Origin of the sequence: Streptomyces sp. NPDC096323, from assembly GCF_040302845.1 — a bacterium.
In the GTDB taxonomy this organism is placed as follows: domain Bacteria; phylum Actinomycetota; class Actinomycetes; order Streptomycetales; family Streptomycetaceae; genus Streptomyces.
In genome coordinates this window covers 401,549-420,094 of the sequence record NZ_JBEOSI010000007.1, presented here as the reverse complement: position 1 = coordinate 420,094, position 18,546 = coordinate 401,549, and the positions used below count along the sequence as shown (strand labels likewise).

The 18,546-nt window shown below is 71.7% G+C and carries 18 protein-coding genes; 10 read left to right on the top strand and 8 right to left on the bottom strand.

The genetic code is table 11. The features are described from left to right. Nucleotides 1–8 precede the first annotated feature (8 nt). The gene (locus ABTX18_RS22000) at nt 9–377 is read right to left on the bottom strand and encodes an STAS domain-containing protein (protein ID WP_352124400.1); all 369 of its coding nucleotides are present in this window, start codon (nt 375–377) and stop codon (nt 9–11) included. Between the two features lie 280 nt (nt 378–657). Here ABTX18_RS22000 and ABTX18_RS21995 point away from each other — a divergent pair, with 280 nt between their 5' ends. Next, entirely contained in the window at nt 658–1,641 is a 984-nt protein-coding gene (locus ABTX18_RS21995) for an RNA polymerase sigma factor SigF (RefSeq protein ID WP_352124465.1), read from the top strand. Nucleotides 1,642–1,734: 93 nt separating this feature from the next. Here ABTX18_RS21995 and hutI read toward each other — a convergent pair whose 3' ends face one another. The 4 genes from hutI to hutU are packed head-to-tail and all read right to left on the bottom strand — an operon-like array spanning nt 1,735 to nt 7,278. Then, nucleotides 1,735–2,922 (bottom strand): imidazolonepropionase, encoded by a 1,188-nt coding sequence (gene hutI, locus ABTX18_RS21990; RefSeq protein ID WP_352124399.1) that lies wholly within the window; start codon nt 2,920–2,922, stop codon nt 1,735–1,737. A 53-nt stretch (nt 2,923–2,975) separates the two neighbouring features. Then, nucleotides 2,976–4,355 carry a formimidoylglutamate deiminase gene (locus ABTX18_RS21985; RefSeq protein ID WP_352124398.1) on the bottom strand — a complete coding sequence of 460 codons (1,380 nt, stop codon included), beginning with the start codon at nt 4,353–4,355 and terminating at the stop codon, nt 2,976–2,978. Further along, nucleotides 4,352–5,566, bottom strand: a complete 1,215-nt coding sequence (locus ABTX18_RS21980; protein WP_352124464.1) for an allantoate amidohydrolase — start codon at nt 5,564–5,566, stop codon at nt 4,352–4,354. Before ABTX18_RS21980 ends, ABTX18_RS21985 begins: the two co-directional genes overlap by 4 nt. A gap of 17 nt (nt 5,567–5,583) precedes the next feature. Next, the gene (gene hutU, locus ABTX18_RS21975; RefSeq protein ID WP_352124397.1) at nt 5,584–7,278 is read right to left on the bottom strand and encodes a urocanate hydratase; all 1,695 of its coding nucleotides are present in this window, start codon (nt 7,276–7,278) and stop codon (nt 5,584–5,586) included. A 233-nt stretch (nt 7,279–7,511) separates the two neighbouring features. Between hutU and ABTX18_RS21970 the strand changes: the two genes are divergently transcribed. The 4 genes from ABTX18_RS21970 (at nt 7,512) to ABTX18_RS21955 (ending at nt 9,668) form a co-directional block, all read left to right on the top strand. After that, nucleotides 7,512–7,934: a hypothetical protein gene (locus ABTX18_RS21970; protein WP_352124396.1), complete on the top strand. Its 423-nt coding sequence runs from the start codon at nt 7,512–7,514 to the stop codon at nt 7,932–7,934. Beyond that, nucleotides 7,931–8,713, top strand: coding sequence for a transcriptional regulator (locus ABTX18_RS21965; RefSeq protein ID WP_352124395.1), 783 nt, complete (start codon nt 7,931–7,933; stop codon nt 8,711–8,713). Before ABTX18_RS21970 ends, ABTX18_RS21965 begins: the two co-directional genes overlap by 4 nt. Before the next feature lie 38 nt (nt 8,714–8,751). Continuing rightward, the gene (locus ABTX18_RS21960; RefSeq protein WP_352124394.1) at nt 8,752–9,219 is read left to right on the top strand and encodes a roadblock/LC7 domain-containing protein; all 468 of its coding nucleotides are present in this window, start codon (nt 8,752–8,754) and stop codon (nt 9,217–9,219) included. Nucleotides 9,220–9,293: 74 nt separating this feature from the next. After that, a complete protein-coding gene (locus ABTX18_RS21955; protein ID WP_352124393.1) occupies nt 9,294–9,668 on the top strand; it encodes a hypothetical protein in 375 nt (124 codons plus the stop codon). A 189-nt stretch (nt 9,669–9,857) separates the two neighbouring features. Here ABTX18_RS21955 and ABTX18_RS21950 read toward each other — a convergent pair whose 3' ends face one another. Next, nucleotides 9,858–10,703, bottom strand: coding sequence for a MurR/RpiR family transcriptional regulator (locus ABTX18_RS21950; RefSeq protein ID WP_352124392.1), 846 nt, complete (start codon nt 10,701–10,703; stop codon nt 9,858–9,860). Between the two features lie 152 nt (nt 10,704–10,855). Between ABTX18_RS21950 and ABTX18_RS21945 the strand changes: the two genes are divergently transcribed. Next, nucleotides 10,856–11,284 (top strand): hypothetical protein, encoded by a 429-nt coding sequence (locus ABTX18_RS21945; protein WP_352124391.1) that lies wholly within the window; start codon nt 10,856–10,858, stop codon nt 11,282–11,284. A 7-nt stretch (nt 11,285–11,291) separates the two neighbouring features. Here ABTX18_RS21945 and ABTX18_RS21940 read toward each other — a convergent pair whose 3' ends face one another. Further along, complete coding sequence (locus tag ABTX18_RS21940; RefSeq protein ID WP_352124390.1) at nt 11,292–12,053, bottom strand: SDR family oxidoreductase; 762 nt, start codon at nt 12,051–12,053, stop codon at nt 11,292–11,294. A gap of 147 nt (nt 12,054–12,200) precedes the next feature. Between ABTX18_RS21940 and ABTX18_RS21935 the strand changes: the two genes are divergently transcribed. Then, the gene (locus ABTX18_RS21935; protein ID WP_503061182.1) at nt 12,201–13,172 is read left to right on the top strand and encodes a helix-turn-helix transcriptional regulator; all 972 of its coding nucleotides are present in this window, start codon (nt 12,201–12,203) and stop codon (nt 13,170–13,172) included. Nucleotides 13,173–13,297: 125 nt separating this feature from the next. Here ABTX18_RS21935 and ABTX18_RS21930 read toward each other — a convergent pair whose 3' ends face one another. Beyond that, on the bottom strand, nt 13,298–14,710 hold the full coding sequence (locus ABTX18_RS21930; RefSeq protein ID WP_352124389.1) for a cystathionine beta-synthase: 1,413 nt from the start codon (nt 14,708–14,710) through the stop codon (nt 13,298–13,300). Nucleotides 14,711–14,888: 178 nt separating this feature from the next. Here ABTX18_RS21930 and ABTX18_RS21925 point away from each other — a divergent pair, with 178 nt between their 5' ends. The 3 genes from ABTX18_RS21925 to ABTX18_RS21915 all read left to right on the top strand — a co-directional run bounded on the left by ABTX18_RS21925 (nt 14,889) and on the right by ABTX18_RS21915 (nt 18,534). Continuing rightward, nucleotides 14,889–15,944 carry an SGNH/GDSL hydrolase family protein gene (locus tag ABTX18_RS21925; RefSeq protein WP_352124463.1) on the top strand — a complete coding sequence of 352 codons (1,056 nt, stop codon included), beginning with the start codon at nt 14,889–14,891 and terminating at the stop codon, nt 15,942–15,944. A 164-nt stretch (nt 15,945–16,108) separates the two neighbouring features. Continuing rightward, a complete protein-coding gene (locus ABTX18_RS21920; RefSeq protein ID WP_352124388.1) occupies nt 16,109–17,329 on the top strand; it encodes an acetyl-CoA C-acetyltransferase in 1,221 nt (406 codons plus the stop codon). A 338-nt stretch (nt 17,330–17,667) separates the two neighbouring features. Beyond that, nucleotides 17,668–18,534 carry a hypothetical protein gene (locus ABTX18_RS21915; RefSeq protein WP_352124387.1) on the top strand — a complete coding sequence of 289 codons (867 nt, stop codon included), beginning with the start codon at nt 17,668–17,670 and terminating at the stop codon, nt 18,532–18,534. Nucleotides 18,535–18,546 lie beyond the last annotated feature (12 nt).

Below are 18,546 nucleotides of genomic sequence, written 5' to 3'. Positions count from 1 at the left end.
CGCCACGATCAGGTCGCCAGGGCCTCTTCGAGGGAGTCATGGACGGTAAAGACCGCCTCGGCTCCGGTGATCTCGAAGACCCGCGCCACGACGGGCAGCATTCCGGCCAAATGGACCCCTCCCCCGGCGGCCTCCGCCTTGAGGCGTGCACCGAGCAGCACGTTGAGCCCGGTGGAATCACAGAACTCGAGTCGCGAGCAGTCGACCACCAGGCGCGTGCGCCCTTGCTCGACCGCGTGCTCCAAGGGTTCGCGCAGCAGGTCCGCCGTGTGGTGATCCAGCTCACCCACCGGCGTGACAACCTCACTACGGCCCTCGGTCCGGGTCTCGACCTGAAGCCGACCCCGGTTCGCGCTGCCGACCGTCCCGCGGTCCATGCCCGCCCCTCTTCGCCTCGTCACTGTCTGCATCGATGTACGTGCAGATGAGTCGCAACTGTCGCTGACGTCGTTAAAACAGTACGCGTTCCGTGCGCCACGTGGTAGCCGAAGACCTCAACAAACCGGACATATAGTGCCATTTAGAGCTTGTAACGAGCTGCAAGGACCGGGTAAGGGTAGGGGGACACCCGAAACACGGCCGGCTTGGAGGCGCCGCTTCACCGCAGGAACACGTATGGGCATCGGCAGCCATATGCCGAGAACGATGGAGGAGACCATGTCACCCCGGCTCGACGCATCGCGTACCCACGACGCGACGTCGGCATGTCCTCAGGGACTGACCGAATCAGACTCCCCTGCTGCGGCCGTCCTGGACGGCACGCGCAACAGCACCACCAGCAGTGGCAGTGACACCAGCAGTACCGAAGTCAACCGCAGCGCGGAAGACGTGACCGGTCTCGAAGGACTTCCCGAGATCCCGCCCTACGCCGAGGTGGGGGCGCTGGATGCCAGGGCCCTGTCGAAGACGCTCTTCGCCCGGCTGGAGACCCTCGAAGAGGGCACGCACGAGTATTCCTACGTACGCAACACGCTCGTCGAACTGAACCTGGCCCTGGTCAAGTTCGCCGCCTCCCGGTTCCGCTCCCGCAGCGAACCCATGGAGGACATCATCCAGGTCGGCACCATCGGCCTGATCAAGGCGATCGACCGGTTCGAACTCAGCCGCGGCGTCGAGTTCCCGACCTTCGCGATGCCGACCATCATCGGCGAGATCAAGCGCTTCTTCCGCGACACCAGCTGGTCCGTGCGCGTACCGCGCCGCCTGCAGGAGTTGCGGCTCGACCTGGCCAAGGCGGGCGACGAGCTCGCCCAGCAGCTGGACCGCGCGCCCACCGTGGGCGAGCTCGCCGACCGCCTCGGCATCACTCACGACGAGGTCGTCGAGGGCATGGCCGCGAGCAACGCGTACACCGCGAGCTCGCTGGACGCCAAGCCCGAGGAGGACGAGAACGAGGGCGCGCTGGCCGACCGGATCGGCTACGAGGACCACGGCCTCGAAGGCATCGAGTACGTCGAGTCCCTGAAGCCGCTGATCGCCGCGCTGCCGGGCCGCGACCGGACGATCCTCTCGCTCCGGTTCGTCGCCAACATGACGCAGTCGGAGATCGGCGACGAGCTCGGCATCTCGCAGATGCACGTGTCGCGGCTGCTCTCCCGCACCCTGGTCAAGCTCCGCAAGGGACTGACCCTGGAGGAGTGAACGAGCGCCCCGCGCCGCCGCCGCGCGTGCGGGACCGCCGGATCAAGGACCTGCCCCGCCTGGGGGCAGGTCCTTCCGCGTTTCCGAGGCTGGTCAGCTGCTGCGGGATGCCACGACGCGCTCACCGCGGCGCCAGACCTCGTGGACCAGCGGTACGCCCGGCCGGTAGGCGAGGTGGACGTGGCTGGGGGCGTCGAGGATCACCAGGTCGGCGCGGGCACCAGGGGTGATCCGGCCGACGTCCTGGCGGCGCAGTGCGGCCGCGCCGCCCGCCGTGGCGGACCAGAGGGCCTCGTCGGGGGTCATGCCCATGTCGCGGACGGCGAGGGCGATGCAGAACGGCACGGACGAGGTGAACGAGGAGCCGGGGTTGCAGTCCGTGGACAGCGCGACCGTGGCGCCCGCGTCGAGCAGGCGCCGGGCGTCGGGCCAGGGCGCCCGGGTGGAGAACTCCGCGCCGGGGAGCAGCGTGGCGACGGTCTGCGACTGGGCCAGGGCGTCGACGTCGGCGTCGGTGAGGTGGGTGCAGTGGTCGGCGGACGCGGCGTCGAGCTCGACGGCGAGCTGGACGCCAGGGCCGTGCCCGAGCTGGTTGGCGTGGATCCGGGGGTGGAGGCCCTTGGCGCGGCCCGCGGTCAGGATCGCCCGGGCCTGGTCGCCGTCGAACGCCCCCTTCTCGCAGAAGACGTCGATCCAACGGGCGTACGGGGCACAGGCGTCGAGCATCGGACCGGTGACCAGGCCGACGTATCCGGCCGGGTCGTCCGCATAGTCCGGGGAGACGATGTGGGCGCCGAGGAAGGTGACCTCGTCGGTGTGGCGGGCGGCGATGCGCAGGGCACGGGCCTCGTCCTCGACGGTGAGGCCGTAACCCGACTTGGTCTCGAACGTCGTCGTGCCCTGGCGCAGTGCCTCGGCCAGGTAGCGGGCGACGTTGGCGGAGAGCTCGTCGTCGGTGGCGGTGCGGGTGGCGGCGACGGTGGTCCTGATGCCCCCGGCGCTGTAGGCGCGGCCGGACATACGGGCGTTGAACTCCTGCGTCCGGTCGCCCGCGAAGACGAGGTGGGAGTGGGAGTCGACGAAGCCGGGGATCACGGCCCGGCCGGCCGCGTCGACGGCGTTGTCAGTGGCGGGTGCTTTGCTTGATTCACCGGTCCAGACGACCCGGTCGCCTTCGATGACGACGGCCGCGTCCTGGATCAGTCCGAGGGGGGAATTGTCACCGAGGGAGGGGTCGTTGGTGACCAGTGCGGAGATGTGGGTGATGGCGGTCGTCGTCATCGGGGGACTGCTCTCCTTATGCGTGGGCGGCCTTGGAGCCACCGCCCGGGTGCTCAGTGGTACAGGGCAGCGATGGCCTGCGCGAGCGCTCCGGGGACGTCGTCGACCGAGGCGTGATGTCCGTCGCGGACGAGGTGCCGGCCCGCGACCACGGTGTGGCGCACATCGGCCGCGGAGGCGGCGAATACCGCTGCTTCTGCTGCCAGGCGTGGCACCGGCCCCGCTGTTCTGACGGAGTCGAGGGCCACGGTCACGAGGTCTGCGGGAGCGCCCGGTTCGAGGATGCCCGCCTCCGGCCTGCCCAGTGCGGCGTGACCGTCGGCGGAGGCGGCGCGCAGCAGTGCGGCGGCCGTCCAGTGACCGCGGGTCCGGGTGCGCAGGCGCTCGTTGAGCTCCATCGCCCGGGCCTCTTCGAACAGGTCGATCACGGCGTGGCTGTCGCTGCCGAGGGAGAGCGGCGATCCGGCGCGCTGGAGGGCGGCCGCGGGGCCGATGCCGTCGGCCAGGTCGCGTTCGGTGGTCGGGCACATGCAGGTGCCGGTGGAGGTCGAGCCGATGAGTTCGATGTCCTCGGCGTTGAGGTGGGTGTTATGGATGCCGGTGGTGCCCGGGCCGAGGACCCCGTGGTCGGCGAGGAGCCGGGTGGGGGTGCGGCCGTGCGCGGCGAGGCAGGCGTCGTTCTCCGCGGTCTGCTCGGAGAGGTGGACGTGGAGCGGGGCGTGCCGCTCCTGCGCCCACTGGGCGACGGTGGTGAGCTGGTCGGCGGGGACCGCCCGCACGGAGTGGATCGCGGCACCGATCAGGGCGTGCTCGTCGCCCTTGAGCAGGGCGGCGCGTTCCGCCCAGGAGTCGGCGGTCGTGTCGGAGAAGCGCAGCTGGTGCTGGTCGGGCTTCTGGTACTGGGAGGGCCTGCGGCCGAATCCGGCGGCGAGGTAGGCGGTGTCCAGCAGGGTGATCCGGATGCCGGCCTCGCGGGCGGCCGCGATCAGGGCCTCGCCCATCGCATTGGGGTTGTCGTACGGGACACCGCCCGGCCCGTGGTGCAGATAGTGGAATTCGCCGACCGCGGTGATGCCGGCCAGCGCCATCTCGGCGTACACGGCCCGGGCCAGGTCGTAGTAGGTGTCGGGAGTGAGCCGGGACGCGACCTGGTACATGATCTCGCGCCAGGTCCAGAAGGTGCCGGAGCCGACCTGGACGGTGGAGCGCAGGGCGCGGTGGAAGGCGTGCGAATGGGTGTTGGCGAGACCGGGCAGGGTGAGCCCGCGCAGCGCGGTCGCGCCGGGCGGCGGCGAGTCGACGCCGGTCCGCACCCCTGCGATGCGTCCGCCGGCCACCTCCAGGACGACGTCCGGTTCGACATGGGTGCCGAGCCAGGCATGGGACAGCCAGTACGTCACGGTGACGGGCTTGCCCGTCGCTTCCGTCGTCATCGGCACGCGAGACCTTCCAGTACGTCGGCGAGTGCGATCACCCCGGCCACGCAGTCGTCCTCGGCGGCGTGCTCGGCCGGCGAGTGCGAGATCCCGGTGGGGTTCCGTACGAACAGCATGGCCGTAGGGACCGAAGCGGACAAAATACCCGCATCGTGTCCGGCTCCGGTGCCGAGTACGGGAACGTCGCGCCCGGTGTCCCGGATGGTGGAGCCCTTGAGGATCACGCCCAGCTCGTCGCGCAGGGCGTGCTGGAACTCCACCACGGGGGTGAAGGACTCCCGTACGACGTCCAGGTCGATCCCGGCCCGCCCGGCGTGCTCCCGGGCCGCCCGCTCGATGCCGGCGACGACGGTGTCCAGGGTGTCCTGGTCGGCGGCGCGGGAGTCGAGCCATCCGCGCACGAGGGAGGGGATGGCGTTGACACCGTTCGGCTCGACGGCGATCTTGCCGAAGGTGGCGAGGGCGCCGGCGAGTTCCGCCTCCCGGCGGGCCGCGAGCACGGTCTCGGCGTACGTGAGCATCGGGTCGCGGCGGTCGACGAGCCGGGTGGTGCCCGCGTGGTTGGCCTCGCCCCGGAAGTCGAACCGCCAGCGTCCGTGCGGCCAGATCGCGGAGGCGATGCCGACCGGGTCGCCGGTGAGGTCGAGGGCGCGGCCCTGCTCGACATGGAGCTCGACGAACGCACCGATACGGGCGAGCCGTGCGGGGTCCGGGCCGATGGCGTCGGGGTCGTACCCGGCCGCCTCCATGGCCTGCGGCAGCGTGATGCCGTCACCGTCGCGCAGCCGGTGCGCGGCCTCGACGGTCAGCTGTCCGGCGGCGAGCCGGGAGCCGACACAGGCGAGGCCGAAGCGGGCCCCCTCCTCGTCACCGAAGTTGGTGATGGCCAGCGGCCGGGTGAACTCCACTCCCCTGCGGCGGAGTTCATCGAGCGCGGCGAAGGAGGACACGACCCCGAGCGGCCCGTCGAAGGCGCCGCCGTCCGGGACGGAGTCGAGGTGCGAGCCGGTGACGACGGCGTCCCCGGCCAGGGGATCGCCGAGCCAGGCCCACTGGTTGCCGTTGCGGTCCACCTCGCAGTCGAGGCCGCGGGCCTCGGCCTGCATCCGGAACCAGAGGCGGCAGTCGGCGTCGGCCCCGGTCCAGGCGTAGCGCCGGTAGCCGCCGGACTCGGCGTTGCGGCCGATGTTCCGCAGCGAGGCCCACATCGCATGGAAGGTGGGGCTCACGCGGCGGTCCCGCCCGTGCCGGACGTGTCGCCCGTGCCTCCCTCGCGCATGGGGACCCTGACCCCGCGCTCCGCGGCGACGGACTCCGCGATGTCGTATCCGGCGTCCACGTGCCGGATGACACCCATGCCCGGGTCGTTGGTCAGCACCCGGCGGATCTTCTCGCCCGCCAGCTTCGTCCCGTCGGCGACCGTGACCTGTCCGGCGTGGAGGGAGCGGCCCATGCCCACACCGCCACCGTGGTGGATGGAGACCCAGGAGGCGCCGGACGCCACGTTGACCATCGCGTTCAGCAGCGGCCAGTCGGCGATCGCGTCGGAGCCGTCGAGCATGGCCTCGGTCTCCCGGTACGGGGAGGCCACGGAGCCGCAGTCGAGGTGGTCGCGCCCGATGGCCAGTGGCGCCGCGAGCTCGCCGCTCGCCACCATGTCGTTGAACCGCTCGCCGGCCCGGTCCCGTTCGCCGTAGCCGAGCCAGCAGATGCGGGCGGGCAGGCCCTGGAAGTGGACGCGCTCGCCGGCCATCTTGATCCAGCGGTGCAGGGACTCGTTCTCCGGGAAGAGCTCCAGCATCGCCTTGTCGGTCTTGTGGATGTCGGACGCCTCGCCGGACAGCGCGGCCCAGCGGAACGGGCCCCTGCCCTCGCAGAACAGCGGCCGGATGTAGGCGGGCACGAAGCCGGGGAAGTCGAAGGCCCGCTCATACCCGGCGAGTTGCGCCTCGCCGCGGATCGAGTTGCCGTAGTCGAAGACCTCCGCACCGGCGTCCATGAAGCCGACCATCGCCTCGACGTGACGGGCCATCGACTCCCGCGCGCGCTGGGTGAAGTCGGCGGGCTTCTCGGTGGCGTACGACGCCATGTCGTCGAAGTCGACGCCGAGCGGGAGGTAGGCCAGCGGGTCGTGCGCGCTGGTCTGGTCGGTGACGATGTCGATGGGGGCGCCCTCGGCGAGCATCCGGGGCAGCAGCTCCGCCGCGTTGCCGAGCAGGCCGATCGAGAGCGGCTTGCGGGCGTCCCTCGCCTCGGTGGCCAGCTGGAGGGCGTGCTCCAGGTTGTCCGCCTTCACGTCCAGGAAGCGGTGCTCGATGCGTCGCTCGATGGCGCGCGGGTCGCAGTCGATGCAGATCGCGACGCCGTCGTTCATCGTCACGGCGAGCGGCTGCGCGCCGCCCATGCCGCCGAGCCCGGCGGTCAGCGTGATCGTCCCGGCCAGCGTGCCGCCGAACTTCTTCGCGGCGACGGCGGCGAACGTCTCGTACGTGCCCTGCAGGATGCCTTGCGTACCGATGTAGATCCACGATCCGGCGGTCATCTGACCGTACATGGTGAGCCCGAGCGCCTCCAGGCGGCGGAACTCCTCCCAGTTCGCCCAGTCGCCGACCAGGTTGGAGTTGGCGATCAGGACCCTCGGGGCCCACTCGTGCGTCTGCATCACACCGACGGGCCGCCCCGACTGGACGAGCATCGTCTCGTCCTGCTTGAGCGTCTGCAGCGTGCGGACCATCGCGTCGAACGAACGCCAGTCGCGGGCCGCCTTGCCCGTGCCGCCGTAGACGACGAGCTTGTCGGGGTGCTCGGCGACCTCGGGGTCCAGGTTGTTCTGCAGCATGCGCAGAGCGGCTTCCTGCTGCCATCCCAGGGTGCTCAGTTCCGTACCGCGCGGTGCCCGTACGGGGCGGGGTCCTGACATGGCGGTGCCTCCTCGCGACTGTGAATTTTCTATTCACATCTTGAGCGGCTGAATAGCTCCAGTCAACAGGGTGGGAAGGACGACACCCGCCGGGCGGTCGTCCCAGCCCCGGGCGGGGCATTGTCCCGAACCCTCGGCATGTACCGATGGAAAATGCCAGAACCCCCACCTGGAGCGAGCACGTTGCGTAACCTCGGGGTCACAGCCGCACGCAGCGTCGGAGGGGAGTTCGCGTGCCCGGAATCGACGAGTGCCTGCTCGACGTCATGAGACTGCCCGGCGCCCGGGGCGCCGCCGTGGTCGACTGGACGAGCGGTCTCGCTCTCGGCACCATCGGTGACTCGCCGCACGGCGACCACGAGTCCACCGCCGCGGAGACGGCGGAGGTGGCGCGGATGGCGGCCGAACAGCCCGCCTTCGCGACCGGCTTACCGCAGGCGTCGACCGGCGTGGACGATGCGGCGGTCACGGGGACGCCGCCACCCGTCGAGGACGTCATCGTCACCACCCGCGCCGACTATCACATCCTCCGGTTCGTCGAGACGGACTTCGACAGCAGTGTCTTCCTCCACCTGTGGCTGGACCGCGCGGAGGGCAATCTGGCGCTGGCCCGGATACGGCTGGGCGAGATGGCCGAGCGGCTGGTCCTGGCATGAGCGCCACCACCGCCTCCGCCCCGGCCGCCGTCCTCTCGCCCATGCTCCAGCGCCTCGCCGCCGAACGGGCCACCGGCGCCCTGATGCGCGACCGCGGCACCCTCTACCTGGCGGACGGCGAGGTCGTGCACGCCGAGAGCCCCGCCACCCCCGGCATCGACGTCCTGCTCACCCGGGGCGGCGCCCTGCACCGCGAGGGCTGGTGGGAAGCGGTCGCCCAGGCCGGTGCCGGACAGCGGGTGGGCCGCTACCTCGTGGACAGCGGCCGGGTGCCGGGCGGCGCCCTGGAGCTGTGCCACCTGGGTGCGCTGTACGACGCGGCGTTCTTCGCCCTCGCTCCGACCCGGACCCCGGCCCGCTTCCGTTACGGGGTCGCCCACTGGATCGGCCCGGTCCGCCCCGTCCCCGTGGAGGCCGTGCAGCGCGAGACGCTCCGCCGCCGGGAGCTGCTGGACCGGATCTGGCCGGAGGCCGTCACCGACAGCGCCCCGCTCGTACGGACCGGCCACCCGTCCGACGCCCCCGTGCCGCCCCGCCAGCGCCGCGTACTGGAGCGCGTGGACGGAGTGCGTACGGCGACGGACATCGCGCAGGAACTGGGCAGATCGGCGTTCCACACCCTGGTCGACCTGCGCCGGCTGGCAGCCGCCGGACTGGTCGCGGCGGTACGGGAGACGGCGGGCCCGTCCGCCGCCGGCCGGATCACGCTCCCCGAGGTCACGGCCGACCCCGACGTCGCCCTGCTGCGCCGGCTCCGAGACGCATTGGAGGCTTTGTGATACGCGCGCTCAGACAGCGTGCCGGGAGGAGACAGCTGATGGTGCCCGACGCCGAAGTGCAGGATGTCCTGGCCGAACTCCAGCGGTTACGGGCCCGGGTTCCGCTCCTCTCCGGCGCCCTGGCGGCCAGCACCGACGGCCTCGTCCTGGCCCATGACACGCCGGGAGTCGAGGCGGAGGGCGTCGCCGCGCTGACCGCCGCCGCGCTCGGCGTCTCGATCCGGATGACGGACGCGACCGGCCGCGGCGGCTTCCGCGAACTCCTCGTACGTGGCGGGACGGGCTACATCGCGACGTACGCCGCCGGTTCCTCGGCCGTACTGACCCTGCTCGCCGAGGACCGGATCAACGTGGGCCGGCTCCATCTGGAGGGCCGCAGGTCCAGCTCCCGGATCGGCGAACTCGTCGACGCGGCCCTGGAACGCGCGCCCCGGCCCGCCCCCGGCCCCCGGGCCCCCACGCAGCCCCCGCACCAGCCGGGCGCCCTGCCGCACCGCACCACGTGACTCCGGACAAGCCCGGCACGACCCAGAAACGGAACCGGTCGCCCCGACCGGTCAGGGAAAGGAAACGAGCACTCATGGCGAACACCGAAGCGTCACTGAAGGAAGCGATGTCGTCCATCGAGGGCACCCTCGGTGTCGCCCTCGTCGACTACACGAGCGGCATGGCACTGGGCACCCTCGGCGGCGGCAAGGACTTCAACCTGGAGGTCGCGGCCGCGGGCAACACCGACGTCGTACGCGCCAAGCTCCGCACGATGGAGCACCTCGGCATCCAGGACGAGATCGAGGACATCCTGATCACCCTGAGCGCCCAGTACCACCTGATCCGGCTGCTCAAGGCCCGGGGGAACAACGGCCTGTTCCTCTACCTGGTGCTGGACTCCGGGCGGGCGAACCTGGCGATGGCCCGCCACCAGCTGAAGAAGATCGAGGCCGAACTGGAGGTCTGACGGGGCGCGGGGTTCCGTCCTCAAGCGCCGGACAGGCTTGTGTGCGGGTCCCCCGCCGGTGCGCCACGCCGGGGGGACCCCGCACCCCCACCCACGGCGTAGCGCGCCCCCGCAACACGGAGCACCCGCACCCACCGAGCCCGTCCGGCGCTTGAGGACGGAACCCTCCGCCCCGGACCGGGGCAACCGTTACTCGACGAAGAGCCCCCGGGCCACCGCACCCGCGTCGAACGACTCCAGGCGCGCCTGCGCGTCGGGCAGCGCGTCGCACATGGCCTCCAGCAGCACCCGCCCCAGCAGCATCGGCGCGCAGGCGGTGTCGAAGGCGAGCCCCGTGCCGACGGCGGCGGGGATCAGCACGTCGCTGTGCGCGGCCACCGGGGCGAAGGCGGAGTCGGCGACCGACACCACGGCAAGGCCCTGGTCCCGGGCGTAGGCGAGGGCGTCGACGACCTCGCGGGGGTGACGCGGCAGCGCGAAGCAGATCAGCGCGCTCGCACCGGCCCGCCGCGCCGCGTCGATGCGGTCGTGCAACATGCTGCCGCCCTCGTCGAGCACCCGGACGTCCGGGTGCACCTTGGCGGCGAAGTAGCCGAAGCCCCGCGCCTGCGAGGACGCGGCGCGCAGCCCGAGGACGAGCAGGGGCCGCGAGGCGGCGAGGAGCCGGCCGGCCCGTTCGACGGGCCCCGGGTCGGCGAGCAGTTCGGCGAGGTGGCGCAGATTCTCGATCTCACCGAGCACCGCCTGCTGGTACTCGTTGCAGGCGTCCTCCCCGCCCTCCGCGACGGAGCCCGCCGGGGCGACCTCGCGCAGGTGCTTGCGCAGCGCGGGATAGCCGTCGAACCCAAGGGCGACGGCGAACCGGGTGACGGAGGGCTGGCTGACGCCGGCCAGTTCGGCCAGTTCGACGCTCGAGAGGAACGGGGCGTCGCCGGCCCTGCGCACCATGGAGTGCGCGATGCGCCGCTGTGTGGGCGTGAGCCTGCGCCCCTCGAACAGCTGCTGCAGACGCGCGCCCGGGCTGCTCCCGCTCATCCTGTCCCCTCGGTAGATGCGTCGCGCCGGGATCCGGCACCGACGAATCCATTCAGCCAGCAAGCCGTCTGCATGTCCATATGCAGACGGTGCGGAGAAACAGGGGGGTTAGCCCCACTGACCCGGCCGCCCCCGCTTCGTACCGTGGAACCATGGACGCAGCCGACACCGAGCTCAAGAAGGAGCTCAACGCCACCCTGCAGGCCCGCAGCGAGCTGGGGGCCGACTACGAGTCCGCGCTCGTCGAGTCGTTTCTGGAGAAGGTCGAGCAGCGGCTGGACGGCACGCTCGACCGCCGGGTCCGGCGGCATCTCGCGGAGCAGCAGATCACCGTCGCCCGGGGAGCGCGCGCTCCGGAGCCGCCCCTGGGGCACTTCGGGGAACGCTTCGGCTTCGGGATCATCTCGCTGGTCCTGGCGATCCCGCTGTCCGCCATCGGCGTCGCGAACGCGGGCATCGAGGGGCTGGTCGTGGCCTGGCTCGGGATCGTCGGGGTCAACGTCTTCCAGGCGGGTCACGGCGGACGGCGGTTCAGGCGGCGGGAGACCGAGCGGCGGCAGGCCTCCGAATGGGAGGACTGAACGGCGGTCACGCCTGACGGGTCGGCAGCACGACCACCTGGCGCAGGTTGATGTGGCGCGCGCGGCTGGTGGTGTACGCGATGAGGTCGGCGATCTCGTCGCTCGAAAGGCCGCCGAGCGCGTCGAACATGCCGTCGAGCTGGCCGCTGAGTTCGGCGTTGTCGACGTGTCCGGCCAGTTCTGAGTCGGTGAGGCCGGGCTCGATGTTCGTGACGCGGACGTCGCGCGGGCCGAGTTCGGTGCGCAGCGAGGCCGACAGGTAGGTGAGCGCGGCCTTCGTCGCGCCGTACACGGCGTAGTTGGGGAACGTGACGTGCGCGCCGATCGACGAGATGTTGACCAGGTCCGCGGTACGGCCCTGGGCGGCGGCCGCCACCAGGTCGGCGGTGAATGCCCGGATGACGCGCAGGGCGCCCGCCACATTGGTGTCGAGCATCCGCTGCCACTCGTCGGCGCGGCCCGCGTCCACGGGGTTCGGCAGCATCACACCGGCCGCGTTGACCACCAGGTCCACCGGGCCGAACTCCGCGTGCACCCGCTCGGCGGCGGCGTCCACGGACGCCTGGCCGGTGACGTCGGTGACCACGGCGAGTGCCTGACCGCCATCGGCGGTGATCTTGGCGGCGAGCTCCTCCAGCCGCTCCGCGCGGCGGGCCAGCAGGGCCACCCGCACGCCCTGGTCGGCGAGCAGCCGGGCGGTCGCGTGCCCCATGCCGCTGGCGGCTCCGGTGATGACGGCGGTGCGGCCTGCGAGCGTCGCGTACGGCATGTCGGTACTCCTTGAGGTGATGCCCAGGGGTGCTTCCCCGGCCTGGGCTCCACTCTGCGGCGGCGCGTGGCGGCTACCCAGGGATGCGTCTTTCCTGGGTCCGGCAGTACCAGGCTGGGAAACGGCCGGTCTTCTACGATCGGCGGCATGGACGGCGACCTCGGAGACTTCCTCCGCTCACGACGTGCCCGCATTCAGCCCGAGGACGTGGGGCTGAACTCGTACGGCCGCAGGCGTGTTCCCGGGCTTCGGCGCGAGGAGGTCGCGCAGCTCGCCGGGGTGAGCGTCGACTACTACATCCGTCTGGAACAGGGGCGCGGCCCCAGCGTCTCGGACGCCGTGCTCGACGCGATAGCCCGGGTACTCCGGCTGGACGGGACGGAGCACGCCTATCTGCGTACGGTGGCCCGCCCGGCGCCGCGCAAGGCCGCGCCGGCCGCCGCGCAGCGGGTGCGGCCGGGGCTGCGGGTGCTCCTGGACTCGTTCGACCGGGCGCCCGCCTTCCTGCTGGGCCGGCGGATGGACGTGCTGGCGTGGAACGCGCTGGGGGACGCGGTCGTCGGCTTCTCCCGGATGGCCGCCACCGAGCGCAACATGCCGCGGCAGACGTTCCTGGAGCCGGCGGCGCGGGAGCTGTACCCGGACTGGCCGGCCGTGGCGGCGGAGACGGTCGCGCATCTGCGGCTGGACGCCGGGCTTCACCCCGATGACAAGGAGCTCGCCACCCTGGTCGGCGAACTGGCCATGAAGAGCGAGGACTTCCGCCGTCTGTGGGCGGACCACCAGGTGAAGGCGAAGACGTACGGCGTGAAGCGGATCGACCACCCGGTCGTGGGCGCGCTGACGCTGCCGTACGAGACGCTCGGCGTGCCCGGCGATCCCAGTCAGTCGCTGGTGGTCTACGCCCCGGAGCCCGGTTCGGAGACGGCGGAGCGCATCGCGCTCCTCGCGAGCTGGGCGGCAGCGCCTCAGCCGCAGGAGGGGGTGTGTCGCGGGGACCGCCGCACCCCCGGTTTCCCAGGGGGCGGGACGACGGCGGTCCCCGCGAAGGACACGGGTCCGGGTCAGGGCCGGTCTCCGCATCCGGGCGACGGTGGAGGTCCGGGAGCCGCTCCGTAGTCCGTGTCGCCGTTTTGGTGCCGGCGGGTTTCCCTGCCGACACCCACTAATCTGCCGGACGCGTGTTAAGCCGGTGCTGCGCCCACGTGACACGCTCGTACCGTTTACGCGAATCCCGCGGCCGCTTACGGCTGGGCGGGCGTCGCCGAAGCGTCCTTGGCGAGGAACGCCAGCAGGTCCTGGCGGCTGACCACGCCCTTCGGCTTGCCCTCCACCAGCACGATCGCCGCGTCCGCCGCGCCGGTGCCGCCGAGCACCGCCATCAGGTCCTCGACCGGTTCGCCGGAGCCGACCTGCGGCAGCGGCGGCGACATGTGCTTCTCGAGCGGGTCCGTGAGGGAGGCCCGCTGGGCGAAGAGGGCGTTCAGCAGTTCCCGTTCGACGACGGAGCCGATGACCTCGGCGGCCATCACGTCCGGGTGGCCGGCGCCGGGCTTCACGATCGGCATCTGGGAGACGCCGTACTCGCGCAGCACGTCGATCGCCTCGCCGACGGTCTCCTCCGGGTGCATGTGGACGAGCGTCGGGATCGGGCCCGCCTTGTAGTCGAGGACGTCGGCGACCCGGGCGGACGGGCCGGTGTCCTCAAGGAAGCCGTAGTCGGCCATCCACTCGTCGTTGAAGATCTTGCTCAGGTAGCCGCGGCCGCTGTCCGGCAGCAGGACGACGACCACGTCCTCGGGCCCGAGCCGCTTGGCGACCTCCAGGGCTCCGACGACCGCCATGCCGCAGGAACCGCCGACGAGCAGCCCCTCCTCCTTGGCGAGGCGGCGGGTCATCTGGAAGGAGTCCTTGTCGGACACGGCGACGATCTCGTCGGTGACGGTCCGGTCGTACGCCGACGGCCAGAAGTCCTCGCCGACGCCCTCGACGAGATACGGCCGGCCGGAGCCGCCTGAGTAGACCGAGCCCTCCGGGTCCGCGCCGATGACCTTGACGGCGCCGCCGCTCGCCTCCTTCAGGTAGCGGCCGGTGCCGGTGATCGTGCCGCCGGTGCCGACCCCCGCCACGAAGTGGGTGATCTTCCCGTCCGTCTGCTCCCACAGCTCGGGACCGGTGGTCTCGTAGTGGGAGCGCGGGTTGTTCGGGTTGGAGTACTGGTCGGGTTTCCAGGCTCCCGGCGTCTCACGGACCAGCCGGTCCGAGACGTTGTAGTACGAGTCCGGGTGCTCGGGGTCGACCGCCGTGGGGCAGACGACGACCTCGGCACCGTAGGCGCGCAGCACGTTGATCTTGTCCGTGGACACCTTGTCCGGGCAGACGAAGACGCACTTGTAGCCCTTCTGCTGCGCGACGATCGCCAGGCCGACGCCCGTGTTGCCGCTGGTCGGCTCGACGATCGTGCCGCCGGGCTTCAGCTCGCCGCTCTGCTCGGCGGCCTCGATCATGCGCAGGGCGATCCGGTCCTTGACCGATCCGCCGGGGTTGAAGTACTCGACCTTGGCCAGGACCGTCGCCTGGATGCCGGCCGTCACACTGCGCAGCCTCACCAGCGGGGTATTGCCTACGAGACTGATCATCGAATCGTGGAATTGCACCGTGTACTCCGGGGTCTCCGAGATGGTGCCGCAAGAGTATGCGTACGGGCACGAGATTGGGCGAAGCGATTGAACGACGGCCACTTGGGGGCAGTTAGCTCTGTGTACGGCGGTACGACGGTCGGGTGAGGCCGTCAAGGCTTACGAGGAGGTGGACCGGACTGTGTCGAGGGCGAGGGTGGCACGGCGGATCGCGGCGGGCGCGGCCTACGGCGGTGGCAGCATCGGGCTGCTGGGCGCCGCGGCGGCAGGCGTCCTGCTGGCGGAGGTCCAGCTGGCGAAGCGGCAGGTGGGGGGCGGCACCGCACCGGTCCCGCCGAGTGCGGACGGACGGTACGGGGTCGCCTTCACCGGCCCCGCCGAGCCGCTGCGGCTCGGGCTCCTCGGGGACTCCACCGCGGCCGGGCAGGGGGTGCGCCGGGCCGGGCAGACGCCGGGGGCGCTGCTCGCGTCGGGGCTCGCGGCGGTGTCGGAGCGGCCGGTGGACCTGCGGAACGTCGCGCAGCCGGGCGCCCAGTCGGACGATCTGGAGCGGCAGGTCTCGCTGCTGCTCGCGGACCCCGCCCGGGTGCCGGACGTCTGCGTGATCATGATCGGTGCGAACGACGTCACCCACCGGATGCCCGCCACCCAGTCGGTGCGCTGCCTGACGACGGCGGTGCGCAGGCTGCGTACGGCGGGGGCCGAGGTGGTCGTGGGCACCTGCCCGGACCTGGGCACGATCGAGCCCGTCTACCAGCCGCTGCGGTGGATGGCCCGGCGGGTGAGCCGGCAGCTGGCGGCGGCGCAGACGATCGGCTCGGTGGAGCAGGGCGGGCGCACGGTGTCGCTGGGCGACCTGCTGGGCCCGGAGTTCGAGGCGAACCCGCGGGAGCTGTTCGGTCCGGACAACTACCACCCGTCGGCGGAGGGCTACGCGACGGCCGCGATGGCGATGCTGCCGACGCTCTGCGCGGTGCTGGGCCTGTGGCCGGAGACCGACCGGCTGGACGGCGCCCGGCGCGAGGACATGCTGCCGGTGGCCAAGGCGGCCTCCCAGGCGGCCAAGGAGGCCGGTACGGAGGTCACGGGAGCCCGGGCGCCCTGGGCGCTGCTCAAGCACCGCAGGCGGCGGCGTCTGCCCGCGGCCACGGAGCCGCACCCGCACCCGGAGATGCACCGGGAGGTGGGGGGCTCGACGCGGGTGGAGCGGCGCCCGGACACCGACACGGACACTTCGCCGAGGCACGCCTGACGGCGTTCCGCGCGGGCTCCGCACCCCTCTCCGCCCACGAACTGAGCGGTTGCTTAGAAAAGAGGCCCGCATCACACGCCCTGTCGGGTGACCTCAGCAGTACGTCCGGGTAACTTCCAGAGCAGTCCTGCCAGACAGCCTTCCAGCCCTCATGGAGCCGCGTGATGCCCGAAGCCGTGATCGTCTCTGCTGCCCGTTCGCCCATCGGCCGGGCCTTCAAGGGTTCGCTGAAGGGCCTGCGCGCGGACGACCTGACCGCCACGATCATCCAGACCGCCCTCGCCAAGGTCCCCGAGCTGGACCCGAAGGACATCGACGACCTGATGCTCGGCTGCGGCCTCCCCGGCGGCGAGCAGGGCAACAACCTCGGCCGCATCATCGCCGTGCAGATGGGGATGGACCACCTTCCCGGCTGTACGGTCACGCGCTACTGCTCGTCCTCCCTGCAGACCAGCCGCATGGCGCTGCACGCCATCAAGGCCGGCGAGGGCGACGTCTTCATCTCCGCCGGCGTGGAGATGGTGTCCCGGTTCGTGAAGGGCAACTCCGACAGCCTGCCGGACACCCGCAACCCGCTCTTCGCCGACGCCGAGGCCCGCACCGCGGCCCGCGCCGAGGAGTCCGGTGCGAGCTGGCACGACCCGCGCGAGGACGGCCTGGTCCCGGACGCGTACATCGCGATGGGGCAGACGGCGGAGAACCTGGCCCGGATCAAGGGCGTCACCCGTCAGGACATGGACGAGTTCGGCGTACGGTCGCAGAACCTCGCCGAGGAAGCCCTGAAGAACGGCTTCTGGGAGCGGGAGATCACCCCGGTGACGACCCCCGACGGCACGGTGGTCTCGAAGGACGACGGCCCGCGCGCGGGCGTCTCGCTGGAGGGCGTGCAGGGGCTGAAGCCGGTCTTCCGCCCCGACGGCCTGGTCACCGCGGCCAACTGCTGCCCGCTCAACGACGGCGCCGCGGCGCTCGTGATCATGTCCGACACCAAGGCGCGCGAGCTGGGCCTGACCCCGCTGGCCCGGATCGTCTCCACCGGCGTCTCCGGCCTCTCCCCCGAGATCATGGGCTACGGACCGGTCGAGGCGAGCAAGCAGGCGCTGAAGCGCGCGGGGCTGACGATCGACGACATCGACCTGGCCGAGATCAACGAGGCGTTCGCCGCCCAGGTGATCCCGTCCTACCGCGACCTGGGCCTGCCGCTGGACAAGGTCAACGTCAACGGCGGCGCGATCGCCGTCGGCCACCCCTTCGGCATGACCGGCGCCCGCATCACCGGCACGCTGATCAACAGCCTGCAGTTCCACGACAAGCAGTTCGGCCTGGAGACCATGTGCGTGGGCGGCGGCCAGGGCATGGCGATGGTGATCGAGCGGCTGAGCTGAACCCCGGCGCGGGGGCGGTGCACCGCCCCCGCGGCCCCGCCTTCTCGGTGACTCTCCGGATGCGCGGCCTCACCGGCCATCGGCGTCCGCCGGGCCCACACTGCCTTCCGGGTGTTCGGCCCGACGCGATGGCCGGTTCCGAGCCCCGACCGTGACCGAATCTCCCCCAGGATGTGACCTACGTCCTGGGGGAGAGCCATTCCCGCAGGTCACACCCGCACCAGGGTTAAACCCCGGGCCCAAAGACCTGTCCAATTCGTGACGTAATGCACTGACAGATGGTGCCGGTACAGGACAAGCTGATGTAGGAAGTCGGGGGATCGATTGAAACCGGGAGTATGTCAGTGAGCGCCATGCCTCTTGCCCTGTTGCTGACCACCGCCGCTGCCACGGCCGTGGGCGCTGCCGCTCTGCACGCCGCTCACGGGCTGCGTCAGCAGGTCGCCGCCCTCCGGAGGGAGCTGGCCGACAACCGCGCCCACCTTGCTTCCGTACCCGCTCAGGGCCGTAACGACGCCACCCCTGTCGCCGAAATACGCGCGGCGGTCGCCGAGGCGCTGGCCGAGGAGCGGGAGCGCGAGCTCGCCGAGGCCCGGGCGTTCTGGGCCACGCAGGAGGCGCGCGACGCCGCAGCCCCTTCCCTGCTGGGCGGCCTGGCCGGACTGGGCGAGGACGCCCCGTTCTTCATGCCTCGCCAGAGCGACTTCGCCGGGCTGGACGCGATGGACCTCGACGCCACCGAGGCGTTCGAGGAACTGACGGAGCTGGCCGAGCTGACGGAACTGGCCGACATGGCCGAGTTCCCGGAGACGGCCGAGTTCGCCGAGGACTCCCCCGAGCTGGCGGCGGCGCGCCGCCGCCACCCCTCGCACCCCGACTTCGTGCCCGTGCAGACGCCCGTCGTCACCGACCACGAGCGCACGGTGAACCGCCTGGAGGAGCTGGCCGACAGCCGGACGGAACTCTCCGACGTGCGCCCCGGCCCGCTCGGCACCCTCGACGTGTACGTCTTCGCCGACGGCACCACGCTCTGTATGACCCCCGGCCACCGCGAGACGGCCGAGCAGCTGGCCGCGGCGCTGCGGGCCGGTGAGCACCCCGTGCTCCTGGGCGGTTCCGGTGTCTCCGGCGCGTACGCGCTGACGTTCTCGTGCGGCAGGGACAACGTCTACATACTGGCCGACCGGGTCATCGCGAGCTTCTAGCCCGCGGACCGG

Excerpts from the sequence above, each read along its gene's own strand:
- ABTX18_RS21940 (WP_352124390.1), bottom strand. The coding sequence starts at position 12,053 with ATGCCGTACGCGACGCTCGCAGGCCGCACCGCCGTCATCACCGGAGCC.
- ABTX18_RS21950 (WP_352124392.1), bottom strand. The coding sequence starts at position 10,703 with ATGAGCGGGAGCAGCCCGGGCGCGCGTCTGCAGCAGCTGTTCGAGGGG.
- ABTX18_RS21920 (WP_352124388.1), top strand. The coding sequence starts at position 16,109 with ATGCCCGAAGCCGTGATCGTCTCTGCTGCCCGTTCGCCCATCGGCCGG.
- ABTX18_RS21945 (WP_352124391.1), top strand. The coding sequence starts at position 10,856 with ATGGACGCAGCCGACACCGAGCTCAAGAAGGAGCTCAACGCCACCCTG.
- ABTX18_RS22000 (WP_352124400.1), bottom strand. The coding sequence starts at position 377 with ATGGACCGCGGGACGGTCGGCAGCGCGAACCGGGGTCGGCTTCAGGTC.
- ABTX18_RS21980 (WP_352124464.1), bottom strand. The coding sequence starts at position 5,566 with ATGTGGGCCTCGCTGCGGAACATCGGCCGCAACGCCGAGTCCGGCGGC.
- ABTX18_RS21955 (WP_352124393.1), top strand. The coding sequence starts at position 9,294 with ATGGCGAACACCGAAGCGTCACTGAAGGAAGCGATGTCGTCCATCGAG.
- hutU (WP_352124397.1), bottom strand. The coding sequence starts at position 7,278 with ATGTCAGGACCCCGCCCCGTACGGGCACCGCGCGGTACGGAACTGAGC.
- ABTX18_RS21935 (WP_503061182.1), top strand. The coding sequence starts at position 12,201 with ATGGACGGCGACCTCGGAGACTTCCTCCGCTCACGACGTGCCCGCATT.
- ABTX18_RS21915 (WP_352124387.1), top strand. The coding sequence starts at position 17,668 with ATGTCAGTGAGCGCCATGCCTCTTGCCCTGTTGCTGACCACCGCCGCT.
- hutI (WP_352124399.1), bottom strand. The coding sequence starts at position 2,922 with ATGACGACGACCGCCATCACCCACATCTCCGCACTGGTCACCAACGAC.
- ABTX18_RS21995 (WP_352124465.1), top strand. The coding sequence starts at position 658 with ATGTCACCCCGGCTCGACGCATCGCGTACCCACGACGCGACGTCGGCA.
- ABTX18_RS21965 (WP_352124395.1), top strand. The coding sequence starts at position 7,931 with ATGAGCGCCACCACCGCCTCCGCCCCGGCCGCCGTCCTCTCGCCCATG.
- ABTX18_RS21960 (WP_352124394.1), top strand. The coding sequence starts at position 8,752 with ATGGTGCCCGACGCCGAAGTGCAGGATGTCCTGGCCGAACTCCAGCGG.
- ABTX18_RS21985 (WP_352124398.1), bottom strand. The coding sequence starts at position 4,355 with ATGACGACGGAAGCGACGGGCAAGCCCGTCACCGTGACGTACTGGCTG.